Source organism: Rivularia sp. UHCC 0363 (genome assembly GCF_034931125.1).
Classification (GTDB): domain Bacteria; phylum Cyanobacteriota; class Cyanobacteriia; order Cyanobacteriales; family Nostocaceae; genus Rivularia.
This window is the reverse complement of record NZ_JAYGHM010000013.1, coordinates 56529-71592: the sequence shown is the minus strand read 5'-3', so window position 1 is coordinate 71592 and position 15064 is coordinate 56529. Positions and strand designations below refer to the sequence as shown.

The 15064-nt window shown below is 38.2% G+C and carries 12 protein-coding genes and 2 pseudogenes; 8 read left to right on the top strand and 6 right to left on the bottom strand.

The genetic code is table 11. The annotated features are described in order from the left end of the window. Positions 1–312: 312 nt before the first annotated feature. Entirely contained in the window at positions 313–1212 is a 900-nt protein-coding gene (hetR, locus tag VB797_RS10010) for a heterocyst differentiation master regulator HetR (protein WP_323237522.1), read from the top strand. A gap of 267 nt (positions 1213–1479) precedes the next feature. On the opposite strand, the gene VB797_RS10005 is transcribed toward hetR, so the two are convergent. Beyond that, positions 1480–2124 carry a hypothetical protein gene (locus tag VB797_RS10005; protein ID WP_323237521.1) on the bottom strand — a complete coding sequence of 215 codons (645 nt, stop codon included), beginning with the start codon at positions 2122–2124 and terminating at the stop codon, positions 1480–1482. A 171-nt stretch (positions 2125–2295) separates the two neighbouring features. Between VB797_RS10005 and arsH the strand changes: the two genes are divergently transcribed. Beyond that, positions 2296–2919, top strand: coding sequence for an arsenical resistance protein ArsH (arsH, locus tag VB797_RS10000; protein WP_323237520.1), 624 nt, complete (start codon positions 2296–2298; stop codon positions 2917–2919). A 213-nt stretch (positions 2920–3132) separates the two neighbouring features. Beyond that, entirely contained in the window at positions 3133–3528 is a 396-nt protein-coding gene (gene arsC, locus VB797_RS09995; protein WP_323237519.1) for an arsenate reductase, glutathione/glutaredoxin type, read from the top strand. A 128-nt stretch (positions 3529–3656) separates the two neighbouring features. On the opposite strand, the gene VB797_RS09990 is transcribed toward arsC, so the two are convergent. Then, positions 3657–4073: a hypothetical protein gene (locus VB797_RS09990; RefSeq protein WP_323237518.1), complete on the bottom strand. Its 417-nt coding sequence runs from the start codon at positions 4071–4073 to the stop codon at positions 3657–3659. Positions 4074–4223: 150 nt separating this feature from the next. Between VB797_RS09990 and VB797_RS09985 the strand changes: the two genes are divergently transcribed. From VB797_RS09985 to VB797_RS09975, 3 genes are all read left to right on the top strand, one after another. Then, positions 4224–4691 (top strand): pyridoxamine 5'-phosphate oxidase family protein, encoded by a 468-nt coding sequence (locus VB797_RS09985; RefSeq protein WP_323237517.1) that lies wholly within the window; start codon positions 4224–4226, stop codon positions 4689–4691. Between the two features lie 89 nt (positions 4692–4780). After that, positions 4781–6094 carry a glycoside hydrolase family 10 protein gene (locus VB797_RS09980; RefSeq protein ID WP_323237516.1) on the top strand — a complete coding sequence of 438 codons (1314 nt, stop codon included), beginning with the start codon at positions 4781–4783 and terminating at the stop codon, positions 6092–6094. 141 nt (positions 6095–6235) lie between these two features. Continuing rightward, the gene (locus tag VB797_RS09975; RefSeq protein ID WP_323237515.1) at positions 6236–6619 is read left to right on the top strand and encodes a four helix bundle protein; all 384 of its coding nucleotides are present in this window, start codon (positions 6236–6238) and stop codon (positions 6617–6619) included. Between the two features lie 76 nt (positions 6620–6695). Here the strand turns inward: VB797_RS09975 and VB797_RS09970 are convergent, their stop codons facing one another. Further along, a complete protein-coding gene (locus VB797_RS09970) occupies positions 6696–8177 on the bottom strand; it encodes a site-2 protease family protein (protein ID WP_323237514.1) in 1482 nt (493 codons plus the stop codon). A 1010-nt stretch (positions 8178–9187) separates the two neighbouring features. Here VB797_RS09970 and VB797_RS09965 point away from each other — a divergent pair. Continuing rightward, positions 9188–9997, top strand: coding sequence for an Rpn family recombination-promoting nuclease/putative transposase (locus tag VB797_RS09965; RefSeq protein WP_323237513.1), 810 nt, complete (start codon positions 9188–9190; stop codon positions 9995–9997). Positions 9998–10168: 171 nt separating this feature from the next. Here the strand turns inward: VB797_RS09965 and VB797_RS09960 are convergent. Next, positions 10169–10726: pseudogene (locus tag VB797_RS09960) on the bottom strand (N-acetylmuramoyl-L-alanine amidase family protein); the annotation flags it as partial. A gap of 381 nt (positions 10727–11107) precedes the next feature. Between VB797_RS09960 and VB797_RS09955 the strand changes: the two are divergent. Then, a pseudogene (locus VB797_RS09955) lies at positions 11108–11560 on the top strand (tetratricopeptide repeat protein); the annotation flags it as partial. A gap of 170 nt (positions 11561–11730) precedes the next feature. Here VB797_RS09955 and VB797_RS09950 read toward each other — a convergent pair. Together VB797_RS09950 and VB797_RS09945 are read right to left on the bottom strand one after the other, a co-directional pair. Continuing rightward, positions 11731–13554, bottom strand: a complete 1824-nt coding sequence (locus VB797_RS09950; protein WP_323237512.1) for a bifunctional serine/threonine-protein kinase/formylglycine-generating enzyme family protein — start codon at positions 13552–13554, stop codon at positions 11731–11733. Between the two features lie 559 nt (positions 13555–14113). Further along, positions 14114–14995: a metal ABC transporter permease gene (locus VB797_RS09945; protein WP_323237511.1), complete on the bottom strand. Its 882-nt coding sequence runs from the start codon at positions 14993–14995 to the stop codon at positions 14114–14116. Positions 14996–15064 lie beyond the last annotated feature (69 nt).

Genomic DNA, 15064 nt, shown 5'->3' with positions numbered 1-15064 from the left:
CAATGGGAACATCTTTGTACGGGCAGTTTTGGGTATAGCAACCTTGAATTGCAGTTCCTGTATAAGTTGGTGAAGATACTGACAAGAAAAACGTTCAGCTATGCTGGCTCTATCGTAATCTTACGAACAAAGTTAGTTTTAACTTTTTTCTGTAAAAATACGGGTAAAATGTTGTTTATAACTACCATTAATACCCTTAGTTGTCGCATAATAGATAAACTAAACCGAACACATAGTCTGCTTATAGGGTGTATACTACTTACTCTCGTATAATTCTTAATTTTGTTAACCTGCTATTCAACAGTTTGTAATATGCATAACGATACTGATCTGATCAAACGTCTTGGTCCCAGCGCGATGGATCAGATCATGCTTTATTTGGCTTTCAGCGCCATGCGAACTAGTGGGCATAGACATGGGGCATTTTTAGATGCAGCCGCAACAGCTGCTAAATGTGCAATTTACATGACTTATCTAGAGCAGGGGCAAAACCTGCGAATGACTGGTCATTTACATCATTTAGAGCCGAAGCGGGTAAAAGCCATTGTTGAAGAAGTCAGACAAGCGCTGACTGAAGGAAGATTGTTGAAAATGCTAGGTTCTCAGGAACCGCGTTATTTGATTCAGTTTCCTTATGTATGGATGGAAAAATATCCTTGGCAGCCGGGACGTTCGCGTATTCCTGGCACCAGTTTGACATCCGAAGAAAAAAGACAGATTGAGCAAAAATTACCACCTAATCTGCCTGATGCCCAGTTAATTACCTCTTTTGAATTTTTGGAGTTAATTGAATTTCTTCATCAACGTTCCCAGGAAGATATGCCTTCTGGACACCAAATGCCTTTAAGCGAGGCTTTGGCAGAACATATCAAGCGTCGTCTGCTTTATTCGAGTACAGTAACGCGGGTTGATTCACCTTGGGGAATGCCTTTTTACGCTCTGACTCGTCCGTATTATGCCACAGCAGATGACGAAGAGCGCACCTACATTATGGTGGAAGATACTGCTCGTTTTTTCCGCATGATGAGAGAGTGGTCGGAAAGACAGCAGAACACAATGCGAGTTTTGGAAGAAATGGATATTCCACCCGAACGGGTAGATGATGCCTTAGAAGAATTGGATCAAATCATTCGTGCTTGGGCAGATAAATATCATCAAGTAGGTGGAGCGCCAATGCTTCTACAAATGGTTTTTGGAAAAAAAGAAGAATAATAAATCAGCAGTCATTAAAATAACTGCCGATTATGCCAATTTCCCCATTTTAGCAAAAATATGTCCAAAAACAAAATTCAATAAATAACTATTCGGTTGGGTTGACTCATAATGAAAGCCCAACCTGTTTTTTTGGGAATTGGGAATTGGGAATTGGGAATTGGGAATTGGGAATTGGGAATTGGTAATAGTTAGGAGTTATGAATTATCTCCCCTATCCCCCTATCCCCCCATCCCCCTATCCCCCTATCCCCTTGTCCCCCTATTCTACCGAACCGGAGTTGTTTCAAACGTGGGACTAAATTCTACAGAGGGAGCAGTTCCGGGTGTTGAGAAAGGTACAACATTGCTAATGCGATCGCTAGCACTAATACAACTTTCCATTGCTTGTGTGGCTGAAAAGTCGATTTCAGAACGCAAACCTACTACGCATTGACCAAAATCAACTGGTAATAAGCTGCGATTACAGTAGCTTAAAATAGCTGGATTAGCTGCTTCCTGGCTTTTAGTCCCGATATCAACAACGCAAGTGGCTAAATCATTGGGACGACGTGCTTGTCCGCAAAAAGCAAGCGAATCTGTTGCGGGAATTTGAGTTCTCCGCTGAATTTGACCTACACATGAAGATACTTCCATCGGTCTAAGTGCAGCAGCACAAGCACTCGCTGTAGTTTCTGCTGGGATACCTACGCTCAAAAGCCGTGCAGCACATACACGATAATCATTGGTTTTCTTAAAGGGATTGCTGATAGCATTACTAGGTAAAGTCATAGCAAAACTTCCAGCTATAGCTAGGATTGGTGCTGTTAGTTTAAATATTTTTAAATCAAAACGCTGCCCAGAAAGCATTTTTGTTTCACAATTTACTGAATCGGAACCGTGAACTTTGTTGAACCAACGAAATCCGAGCATTGAAATTCTCCAAACACATGATAGGTAATGCTATCTCATTTTTAGGTGAACAGTAACTAGTTTTGAATTTATAACTTCTAAATTTCCTTGCGATCTGGATTTCTCTTGATGCTCCTTCACATCTCTGTCATAAAATATGATAATTGAGCATTGATAATTGATAATTGATACATGACATCTTTTGACCACAAACCAAGAATATTATTTTTATACGGTTCGTTGCGATCGCGTTCTTATAGTCGTTTGTTAGCGGAAGAAGCAGCACGAATTATTGAAGGATTTGGTGCGGAAGTAAAGTTTTTTGATCCGCTTGAATTACCGATTCGGGGTAGCGTTCCAGAGACACACCCCAAAGTGCAAGAATTGCGGGAGTTGAGTTTATGGTCGGAGGGTCAAGTTTGGACATCTCCAGAAATGCACGGAAATCTGACCGGGATTATAAAAAATCAAATTGACTGGATTCCTCTAAATATAGGGTCAGTTAGACCGACTCAAGGAAGAACTTTGGCTGTAATGCAGGTCAGCGGTGGTTCTCAATCTTTCAATGCTGTTAATTCTATGAGGCTTTTGGGACGTTGGATGCGGATGTTTACTATTCCCAATCAATCTTCTGTTGCTAAAGCTTACCAGGAATTTAATGAAGATGGAACTATGAAAGATTCACCTTATCGGGATAGAGTGATTGATGTTATGGAAGAATTGTATAAATTTACCTTGTTGTTACGGGATAAAGTTGATTATCTTACAGACCGTTATAGTGAACGTAAACAAGCAGATGCGGAAGTCAGTAATTGATTGACAGTAATTAGTTAAGTACTGACGCAAAATTATTTATATAATTACTCATGAGTTGTATAAATTTTTCCTATTCCCTATTCCCTTCCCAGACGAAATGTTTAATTTATTTTGCACGAGTACTTATTTAATTGATACTTTTAAGAGTACGTATCAAGAGACAAAGAGAGATAGCAGAAACGTAATTTTTACTTTTATTTACCAGGTATCAAAATGAAAAAGGTAATGTTTGTTTGTAAAAAGAATTCTCGTCGTTCTCAAATGGCAGAAGGATTTGCTCGTACTTTGGGAGAAGGTAAAATAGCCGTTACTAGTTCAGGTTTAGAAGCGAGTTTTGTAGACCCCAAAACTGTAGAAATTATGTCGGAAATTGGGATTGATATCAGTAATCAAGAATCGAAACCTTTAAGCGATTTTAATTCTGAAGATTACGATGCGGTAATATCTTTATGTGGTTGTGGTATAAATTTGCCTCCTGAATGGGTAACAAGAGAAGTATTTGCAGATTGGCAATTAGACGACCCAGAAGGTAAAGATATTGAGACATTTCGCCGCATTCGTGAAGAAGTAAAACAAAGAGTAATCAAATTGATTGAAGATTTGAGTTAGCGATCGCGATTTTCAAACTTGAGAAACTTGGTTTTGAACAAAGCCCGGTTTCTGAATTATCTCTTTAGCAATAGGGAATACTCGTTAGTTATTAAAAAAAAATGCCGCATCCGTTAATTGATAATTATTCAATCAAATACATAATTTTGAGCGACTTTCCAATAACGAGAAAATCGCTTGAGGTCGATAAAACCGCTGTATTCAAAAAATGGTTCAACTTCAAATATTTCTAACTCTTTTGTACGTTCAAGTTCATCGCAGATATTATCAAAACGCGGACTTGGACTTTCTGCGGTGACAACTTTATTAGCATCATGTTCTTTTGCAAAAGCTAAAACTTCGGCTGCAACATCACCACGACGAATCACAACTGGTAATTCTAGCAAGCACTCGTAAATAAAAGTAATCCGCTTAAGGCTAATTTGCCATTCTTTTAATAATTCATCGTCCCAAACCCAGATAGCGGGAGTATTTGGGTATTCAATCAGTGCAGGGTTTTTAGGACTCAGACAATCACCATGAACCCAAAGAATTTGGTCAGCCATAGAATTTTAGATTTTAGATTTGGATTACCAATCAATTTAAACAGTATTTAACCAACAAGAACTTTCCCAGAGTTGTTTAATTGTATAACTGACTCAACCGATAAGCGCCATATTCATTGATAATTGATAATTGTTAACTGATAATTGATTATGGCTAAAGTTTTTGATTCTATTACTGAAGAATTACAAAAATTTATTGCAAACCAGCAAATGTTCTTTGTCGCTACTGCACCGTTAAGTTCTACCGGACACGTTAACCTTTCTCCGAAGGGATTAGAAAGTTTTCGCATTCTTTCACAACATAAAGTTGCTTATCTCGATTTAACAGGAAGCGGGAACGAAACATCAGCGCATTTACAAGAAAATGGACGAATTACCTTGATGTTTTGCGCTTTTGAGGAACCACCTTGTATTTTGCGTCTTTACGGCAGCGGAAACACTATTTTACCGGGAAATCCAGATTGGGAATCTTTATGCTCGGAGTTTCCGCAAATTCCCGGAACTCGTCAAATAATCGTAGCCGATATTGATCGCGTGCAAACTTCATGCGGAATGAGCAAGTATTATCATCATCTTCCTTCCCTATTCCCTATTCCCTACTCCCTACTCCCTGCTTAATCAGCTAATGTTACCTAGTAACTGAATTATGCAACATCAGAACGGTTATCCTAGTCATGATTGTTGTGAACTTTTGTACTCAGTAAATAATGAAAGAATTTATGAAGCGATGTTTAGACTTATTTGCATTAAGTCAGCAACGCAGTCAAAGACGAGCTTTTCTGGCAGCTATTTTTACTCTTTCGCTGATGGCTGGGGTGATGTTTTCCGTCCCCGTACCGGCTCAAGTTATTATAAAAACCCGTCAGCAACCGATTGTTACACCTGCTCAACCAATTACATCTGAACAACCGATTGCAAACCGACAGCTACCAACCGAATTACGGGGAGCATGGTTAACTAATATTGATAGTGATGTTTTATTTAAACGTGAAAATCTTACTAGTGCTTTATCAAGCCTGAAAAAATTAAACTTCAATGTTGTATATCCTGCGGTGTGGAATTGGGGTTATACTTTGTATCCCAGTAAAGTCGCAGCAAGTGTTATTGGCAGAAGTGTAGACCCCGAACCTGGGCTTCAAGGACGCGATATGCTTGAAGAAGTAGTGCGTGAGGGACACGCAAGGAATTTGAAGGTAATTCCCTGGTTTGAATTTGGCTTTATGGCTCCAGCCGATTCACAATTAGCAAAACGTCGTCCTTACTGGCTGACCAATCGTGTTGACGGTGGGAAAATAAAAAAAGAAGGAGTTCACGATCGCGTTTGGTTGAGTCCTTTTCGTCCCGACGTGCAGCGATTTATCAAAGATTTAATTGTCGAAATGGTGCAAAAGTATGATATTGACGGAATTCAATTTGACGACCATTTCGGCTTACCATCGGAGTATGGATACGATAGTTATACTGTAGCGTTATATAGAAAAGAGCATGGCGGTAAAGCACCTCCTAAAGATAATAAAAACCCAAAATGGGTAAAATGGCGTGCTGATAAGATTACCGATTTCATGAAAGAAGTATTCTTTGCCATCAAAGCAGTTAAAAAAGATTGTATAGTTTCAATTGCACCAAATCCCCAACGTTTTTCCTACGAATACTTTTTAGCAGACTGGAAAAGATGGGAACGGATGGGATTGATCGAAGATTTGATCATTCAACTTTACCGCGATGATATGAACGTATTTGTCCAAGAAATGGAGTATCCCGAAGTAATCGCGGCTAAAAAACATATTCCCACGAGCATCGGCATTATTACCGGATTAAAAAACAAACACGTACCAGTAGAACAAATTAAAGCACAGGTAAAAGAAGTTCGCGATCGCAATTTTGCCGGAGTATCTTTCTTTTTCTACGAAACCCTATGGAACATGAGTAAAGAACCATCACAACACCGTCAGCAAAATTTGCAGGGATTATTTTCTACACCAGCGAAGTATCCGAGTTTATTGGCTGATAAGAAGAGTTAGGGTTCGGGGGGGGATGGGGAGATGGGGAGATGGGGAGATGGGGAGATGGGGAGAATAAAAAGATTGTTAGTTTAGGAGATTTTTAGGGAAGTATATAAGTGAAGGAAGGAAGAAAGAAAATTTTGGCTGAGGGGTTGGAAGATGGGAAGAGGGAATATCAAGAGTCATGAGGATTTGGAAGTTTTGCAGTTAGCTTTTGATGCTGCTATGAAAATTTATGAATACTCCAAAAGATTTCCTGTTGAAGAAAGATATTCTCTAACGGATCAAATTCGTCGTTCATCTCGTTCTGTATGTGCTAATTTGGCTGAAGAATGGAGAAAACGCCGTTATCAAGCAGCTTTTATCGCTAAATTAAACGATTCAGAAGCAGAAGCCGCTGAAACTCAAATTTGGGTTAAGTTTGCCGTCAAATGCAACTACTTAGATATCCAAGTTGGGAGAGAAATTTACGCTAACTACAACCAGATTCTAGGTGGCTTAGTAAAAATGATAAATAACTCATCAATCTGGATTCTCAAATAACAAACTTCCCCCCATCTCCCCATCTCCCCATCTCTCCCCATCCTCCCATCTCCCCATCCCCCCATCTCCCCATCCCTTATCCCCCTATACCCAATCTTCCCGCGAAACCAGGACTTAAGGGTATCAAGGTTGCAGCCATTAAAAATAACGCTAGTAGTCCTAATGCAGCTCGTGCATCATCTGGTTCGGTGATTTCGTTCAAACTCGGACGCTCCAAGTCTCTTTGTAAAAATAAAATCACGATCGCCCAATATAAAGCTAAAGAATTAGCTAAACCAATGATTCCTAAAATGATTAAAGTTGCCAAAGTGGTACGTCCGGCAATTTTACGTCCGTAAATAGCTTGGACGATTCTACCACCATCTAATTGCCCCGCTGGCATTAAGTTTAAAGCTGTAACAACTAAACCTAACCAACCGATGATCACCAAAGGATTCACGTCTACTAAAGGCGATCGCAAAGTCTCACCCATCACAACTCTGGCTAAACTTCCGACTAAAATCGAACCTTGAAAAAACTCGTTTGGTAATTGAAGTAAACTTCCTTGATGAGAAAGCAGCAATCCGACAATTAACATTACAAATGAAATTATTCCTCCTGCTGCGGGTCCAGCTAAGGAAATATCAAACAAAACTTTACGATTGGGTAATAATGATGCAAAACGGGTAATTGCACCGAAAGAACCAATTTGCACCGAAGGAAGCAGGAAAGGTAAACTTAATTTGACTTCGTGACGACGAGCAAGTATCCAGTGTCCGAGTTCATGAGCGAGTAAAATTGTTAATAAGCCTGCTGTAATTGGTAAAGATTCTGCAAACCTTCCCGGATTAGAAAAGAAATCGAAATTTAATAAGATTCCCCCAGCTTCTAAAGTTGTAGCGATAGTTGCTAATAAAAGAATACCTGCAAACGCTTTTTGTCCCACAGTCATGGAACGCGGGTCATTACGACTCGGTAAGACTATAACTGTGGGTCTACCTTCAGGACTTTCGACTAAAAATAAGCGATATTTATCACCAACTTTCTCATGTAAACTTGCACTCAAACGGTTGTGAACATCTTCTGGTTCTCCCCTCAAATTACCTTTAAAAATAGCTCCTTCTTGATAAGCAATGGTTTCAGTCGCAAAATATGTATCGATGCCGAAAATGCTTCTAATAGTACTCAAATCGTCTTCGGGAATCGGCATTATTTCCGGTTGTAACTGATTTCCTGCTGATGACTGAGCAGAATCTTGTAATGCTTGTTCGGCAATTCTTTGGGACGCTCTTTGTTTGATGGTTTCCTCTTGTCCCATTGTCCGCAACTGTCTGCCGATCGCAATATACAAACCCGCAGAAGCAATCACCAGAAAGAGTATACCTGCAATATTGATATAAATTCCCATTGCAAGTAAACCGAAAAACAACAGCCAGGGGGTTATTAACACCACAGACTGAAACCAAGCTAAGAGACCCAATTTACCAAAAGGTCTAGCGCGAACAAAACCCCATCCCAAAATTCCTAAAGTAACTAATACAATCCCAGCGATAATTGCTGTTTCTGATGAATTAAACATCTTTAAACCTTGTGACAGCTATCAGTTTACAGTTATCAGCGTCACCGATAACTGTTCTCCCACCGTCTTCATCTTTGAATTCGGTTGTAACGGATATTAATAATTTATAACGATCACCGTGGATGAAAAAATTTATATCGAGGAAATTGACGATTTTTTTCTTTTGTGGTAAACTAATTTTTATAATTAGAATACGTCTGGCCATATATAGGGGTCTTGAAGAAAAATAAACCCTTGTAAACAGGCAAATTTTGAAAGCTTTTAATTATTTAAGTTAAATATAGATTTGATTGAGGTTTTGCGGTGTTGTTGTTTTAGGGAACAGCAAAAAGTAATTTACTTTTCTATTTTATTTTATATTAAGTATTGGGAAGACAGGTAAGAATGTCCATCCCAATAATGCTCGGTTAAGGTGCATAGTCATTTGAGATCCCCCTTAGTCCCCCGATAAATTGGGGGAAAATAAGGCATTTTTAGCCCCCCAATTTATCGGGGGGTTGGGGGGATCGACTCTTAACCGAGCAGTATTGATACCCATCCCACAATAGAATTAGAAATTAAACTAGAATTTTATATAAATTACAATCAAAAAGCATCTTCTAATACATATTATTCATTGTATCTATAAAGAGAAAATATATAGTATTAATTACGTAATAGCGCGATTAAAATTGCGAGTTAGACTCAGCAAAGATAGTCTAATAAAAAACTTTGAATAACTAAATACTTTCTTGGCAAAGAAATTAATCCCAACGCGCTTCCTGATTCTTATCTCTCTCTATTTCTTTCCTCCGCGCTCTCCGCGTCTCTGCGGTTTTTTAAAATCAGTAATCTTCTCCCAGGAAGAGAGTAGTTTATTTAAAGATAATAAATAAATATTATTTTTCATCAAACGAGAAATGTTACAAGATATCAGTTTATATATAATTAGCTTAAAAAATAAAAGAAAAATCTTCAATTATAGGATAATTAATAAAATATCAAAAAATCAAGATAATTTGGAGTAATTTGTGAGAAGAGATGCGATTTTTTATACAATTTTTCAACGCTCCCCGGAATTAATATTTGAATTTATAGAACCAAGAATTACCAATGCAACAAATTACCGTTTTGAATCAGTAGAAGTAAAAGAACCAACTTTTAGAATTGATGGAGTATTCTTACCACCCCAAGATGCTTCTCCTCGCATAGTTATTTTTGCAGAAATACAGTTTCAACCAGATGAATTGTTATACCATCGTTTTTTCGCAGAATCTCTGCTTTATTTATACCGCAATGCTGATTTTTGCGATGATTGGTATGGAGTAATTATTTTTCCTAGTCGTAATTTAGAACCAAAAAACACAACAATTCATCAGCCGCAGCTTGATAGCGATAAAGTACGACGAATTTATTTAGATGAACTAGATGATTCTACCGAGCAATCCATAGGTATAAGTTTAATGCAGTTAACCATCGCTTCAGAAAACCAAGTGGTGGAATCAGCGAAACGTTTAATCGAGAGAGTCAAACAAGAGCAAATCAGCATTCTTCCTCGGAATGAGTTGTTCGATATAATAACGACAATAGCCGTTTATAAATTTTCCAACTTGAGTAGGGAAGAGGTGGAAGGAATGTTAGGAATTAAATTGGAAGAAACTAGAATTTATCGAGAAGCTAAAGAAGAAGGAAGAGAAGAAGGAAGATTAGAAGGTAAACAGGAAACGAAATTAGAACTTGTACCGGCGATGTTAGCTCGCGGTATGAATATTGAAGAGGTTTCTGAATTGTTAGGTTTAACTATCGAACAAGTAATCCAAGCTGCTGGGAATCAGTCTTAGGAATTACAGTTAGTAGGTTGGGTTAGATACGAAAACCAAATTATACTTGTAACGAGAATCTTTATTATCGTGTCGTAACCCAACATCATGATTACAGATAATTAAATGTTGGGTTACGGTTCAAATATACATTATTCGCTCTTTTACTATATCTGGTGAACCTAACCCAACCTACAAGCTTTGAAACCACTCAACAATACCATCTGCCAAAACTCGCGCTAATTTTTTTTGTTCATTGGTGTTAGCTATCCATTCAAATTCTTCAGGGTTGGTCATAAAACCCAGTTCCATTACCACTGATGGTGCTGTAGAAGGACGAGTTAAAGCTAAGTTATTCCAAAACACCCCCATTGATGAACGTCCTAGCTGGTTAACTAGATAATTATGCAGAAAAACGGCTAGACTATGAGCTTGGGAATGATACCAAAAAGTTCTAATACCCTTGCTATTTTCCGCATCTCCGTCGTCAGGTACTGCTGTGTAATGTATAGTTATAGCGATGGCTGGTTCTTCTCGATCAATCATGGCTTGGCGATCGGATAAACTTAATTCTGTGTCATCTTCTCGCGTCATCACCACTATTGCACCTCTTAACACCAGTTCATCACGTAGCAGCTTAGATACACTCAAGCTGACATCTTTAGCTAAATATCCTGTTGGACCAGCTGCACCAGTTTCTTGCCCTCCGTGTCCTGGGTTCACTAAAATTTTGATACCAGATAATGGTTGTAATTGTACCTGTGCAAAAGCTGGTAAAGGAATGAATATGGAACTGATCGCTAAACCTAAAATTGGTTTCACTTATTATATAAACTCCTATTTAACAGTTTCAACCCTTTAGCTTTAGGAGAAGGCTATACACAATATTTAAAATCACATAATATAATTTTTGTCAAGTCCAACTTTCCCGATCAATCTACTGAGAATAATTAACCAAATCTAATATCCGATGAGCCATTTCCAATTTAGAACACATGGGAATTTCAACTTCTTTTCCTTGCTTATCTATATATATAGCCTTATTCGTATCGCTCCCGAAACCGCTACCAATTTGATCTATGGGGTTGGCAACAATTAGATCTCGATTCCAAATATACTAAAGCTTACTACAATCGGGGTCTTGCTCGTTATCAATTAAAAGATTATCAAGGAGAAATCGCTGATTACAATAAAGCGATAGAAATTGACCCCAATTATACCCAAGCCTACTACAACCGAGGGACTGCTCGACTTGGGTTAAAAGATTATCAATTGGCGATCGCTGATTATACTAAAGCCATAGAAATTGATCCTAAATATGAGCAAGCCTATTACAATCGGGGTCTTGCTCGTTATGAATTAAAAGATTATCAACTAGCAATAGATGATTATACGAAAGCCATACAACTTAATCCCAATTATGGTGAAGCGTACAACAATCGGGGTCTTGCTCGTGCATACTCAGGAGACAAACAAGGAGCAATAACAGATTTACAAAAAGCTGCTCAACTATATCAAAAGCAAGGTAGAACAACTGAAGCGCGAAAATTACTTGATGTAATTGCCAAGGTTAGAAATTTGTAAATTAATATAATGCATTGTTTGAATTACTCCCTTCTTGGTTTAAGATTACCAATGTAATTTCTTCCGCCCTACTCCCTGCTCACTCAGATAGGTAATCTTTCACCGGGATAGCAGTAAAACCTTTCCTATATTAGAAGGAGAGGTTTTTTGATTTTTTTTATAATCTCAATCTACTTCGCATCACTTACAACCCGCAAACCAATAAAAACATCCCGCAAAGTTGACTCACCTTTATACCTCAAAGCACTACGACAAAAGCGAGGAACGTTGAACCACGAACCACCGCGCATAACTCGCATTTTCTCCCCCCCTTCATGCCAAACTCTACCGTCACAAGGAGCATTATGATAGCTATCGTGCCACGAATCGGCGCACCATTCCCACACATTCCCATGCATATCGTACAGTCCCAAAGCGTTGGGAGGAAATTTTCCGACGGGTGTAGTCCCTTGACGGTATTTACCTTTCGGTGCTAACCCATAGGTATAGTTTCCATCATGGTTTACCAAATCAGAAGTGATAGTATCCCCAAAATGGAAAGGTGTAATTGTATTCGCACGACAAGCATATTCCCATTCCGCTTCGCTGGGTAAACGATATTCTTTTCCTGTATAGTTCGATAACCGGACGCAAAATTCCACCGCTTCATGCCAGGATATCTGCTCTACGGGGTGCGAATCACCTTTAAAATAAGATGGCTCTGGATTTAATGAATGTTTTACTTGGGGTAGTTTCGCTACTGCTAACCATTGCGCTTGAGTAATCGCAAATTTACTCATAAATAAAGGCTTGATAGTCACAAAATGTTGGGGATGTTCGCTATCATAACCTTGAGATTCTGGGGAACCCATCATAAAAGTACCTCCACAAAGGTATACCATTTCCAGATTTATGCCATTATCCAACTCTTGCACAAAATATTCCGCAGAAAGGCGATCGCGATTAACTATATTTGCGTATTTATCTACAGTAATTGTGTCAAATTGAAAATTGTGTAAAAGAGATATTTCGTCTTTCCCCGATAGGGAAACGGAAGTCGCATTCGGAATATTAAAAGGAGTCGCATCATACAATAAAATATCCTTCACATCTAACAGCACGTCGGCTGCTGATTGATACCTTTCCCGCACAAAATGCTTGAGTAACTTATTCAGGATTCGCGTCAATTTATGACTAACTGTAATATTAACGGTGGCTAAATATTCTCGCCATAACCATCTTCCATTAATTGGGTCATAAATTGGATCGTAAACATTTCCATGCTCATCCTGTTTGACTAAACAGCCAGTTAACAACCGCACGCAGGTTGCACCTAAAGCATATAAATCGCTAGCTGCACAAGCATAACCCGCCATTTGTTCTGCTGCTGCATAACCCAAGGTGTAAATTCCCGTACCTTTCTGCGCTAAGTTATTTTGTGTAACTTGTTTCGCACCACCAAAGTCAATCAAAACTAATTTACCATCACTAGCCCGACGAATAATATTTTCGGGTTTGATATCACGATGAATTACTTGACGCTGATGGATAAACTCTAAAACCGGAAGTAAATCGGTTAAAACTTGCCAAATTTGGGTTTCGCTAAAAGCTTCTCGCTGCAACTCTTGATACAAGTTATCCCCATCAATAAATTCCTGTACCAAATACATACAGGTACCTTGTTCAAAATAAGCTACCAAACGGGGAATTTGCGAATGATTTTCCCCCAATTCAAACAAACGTTTGGCTTCCTGACGAAAAAGTTGCGCTGCTTTAGCACGAGCTGTTGTTCCTTGAGATTCTCGAATAAACTGCTTGACAACACAAGCAGCATCAAGTCGATCTAAATCTTGCGCTTCGTAAGTTCTACCAAAACCACCCGTACCCAATAACCTTTTGACACGGTAACGATTTCTTAATAGATCGCCAAAATTATTCGCACCACAACCAACGCAAAACCGATTACCACTTACATTAAAAGGATTAGAACAGTCAGGATTCTGGCAGATTTTCATACTTTTTAACTACTGTCTAACTTACCCAAAGTTAGCTGATTTTTTCGGGTATTGGACGGTTAATATCATCCTTTAAAGTTACTTTTTGCTGATGATTAGACAATACAGACTATAAAAAAGAAATGTTGTTCCTTTTTCCATAAAATAATCCGCAATCAATTTCTAATTACGTTAACACAATCAAAATTAAGGTATTAGTTTCTTTTCTCACAACTAATAATTAGGTAGATACAAATTTTACAAGATACGGTTATGAGCTTTTGACGAGTTTTCAGGTGTTAGGAAATAAACCGGAAATTGTTTTACCTATATATGAATCAGTATAGGTATTTCCAATATATCGAAAGGTTACTTCAAGCTGAAAATTTTGTCAAGTGACTAGTAGCATCCTGTTTATTTAAACAACTAATCCTCATACAATAGAAACAAAATTATTTTAGTAACAGATGAAACGAAATGACAGATTATAGTTAGGAATAAAATAATATAAAAGGCAGAGCCTCAAAGCCTTATTTCCCAGGCTGAGCCTGGGAACTAGAAAAATTTACAACTATAGATTTCACCTGCGCTTTAATGTAACTTGCTGCAAAACTCTTCCGGAACGATTTTTATTTCTAGGACGAGTTAATATACCCTGAGTTGGACTAAATAACAAAGCTAATAAAAATAATCCGCAGATAACCAATACAATTGATGCTCCTGAAGGTACATTTTGATAATAACTGATATATAAACCGCCGACGCTACCAATAATACCAATTATCGAACCTAAAATCATCATTTGATGTAACTCTTTAACTAGCAAATAAGCTGTAACTCCAGGTCCAATTAATAGAGAAATTACTAATACTACTCCCACAGCCTGCATACTCGCAATAATTGTTAATGTAATTGCTGCTGTTAAACCAAATTTGATAATATTTGTCGGTAGTCCGCTTGCTTGTGCGCCTAATGGGTCAAAAGTGTAAAACAGCAATTCTTTATAACAAAATTTAACTAAAAATAAGGTAACAAATGTAATTATTAAAGTCCGCCAAACGTCATCTGTGGTAACTCCTAAAATATCGCCAAATAAAAAATGATGTAAATCAACTTTAGTTTTCAAGACGCTAATTAGCATGATACCCAAAGCTAAAAAACCAGAAAAAACCAAAGCCATCGCTGCATCAACACTGACGCGAGACTGTGACTCGATCCAAGCAATTACAAAAGTGCTGAAAGTCCCGGAAATAAACGCACCTAAGAAAATATCAACACCAAAAAACATGGCGATCGCAAGTCCGGGTAATACAGCATGAGCAATCACATCACCAAGTATTCCTTGACGCTGTACTATCAGATAAGAGCCGACAACAGAGCAGAGAATACCCAAGCTAATCGCAATAAATAAAGCATCTCGCATAAATCCAAAACTTAGCGGTTCCAATAGCAAATTAAACATGATGAATAAGTAGGTTGGTGTTGAAAATCGTAATTAGGAGTAGGGAGTAGGGAGTAGGGAGTAGGGAGT

Coding starts and splice junctions, on each gene's coding strand:
- VB797_RS09975 (WP_323237515.1), top strand. CDS start 6,236: ATGGGAAGAGGGAATATCAAGAGTCATGAGGATTTGGAAGTTTTGCAG.
- VB797_RS09985 (WP_323237517.1), top strand. CDS start 4,224: ATGGCTAAAGTTTTTGATTCTATTACTGAAGAATTACAAAAATTTATT.
- VB797_RS09945 (WP_323237511.1), bottom strand. CDS start 14,995: ATGTTTAATTTGCTATTGGAACCGCTAAGTTTTGGATTTATGCGAGAT.
- VB797_RS09950 (WP_323237512.1), bottom strand. CDS start 13,554: ATGAAAATCTGCCAGAATCCTGACTGTTCTAATCCTTTTAATGTAAGT.
- hetR (WP_323237522.1), top strand. CDS start 313: ATGCATAACGATACTGATCTGATCAAACGTCTTGGTCCCAGCGCGATG.
- arsH (WP_323237520.1), top strand. CDS start 2,296: ATGACATCTTTTGACCACAAACCAAGAATATTATTTTTATACGGTTCG.
- VB797_RS09980 (WP_323237516.1), top strand. CDS start 4,781: ATGAAAGAATTTATGAAGCGATGTTTAGACTTATTTGCATTAAGTCAG.
- VB797_RS09990 (WP_323237518.1), bottom strand. CDS start 4,073: ATGGCTGACCAAATTCTTTGGGTTCATGGTGATTGTCTGAGTCCTAAA.
- arsC (WP_323237519.1), top strand. CDS start 3,133: ATGAAAAAGGTAATGTTTGTTTGTAAAAAGAATTCTCGTCGTTCTCAA.
- VB797_RS09970 (WP_323237514.1), bottom strand. CDS start 8,177: ATGTTTAATTCATCAGAAACAGCAATTATCGCTGGGATTGTATTAGTT.
- VB797_RS10005 (WP_323237521.1), bottom strand. CDS start 2,124: ATGCTCGGATTTCGTTGGTTCAACAAAGTTCACGGTTCCGATTCAGTA.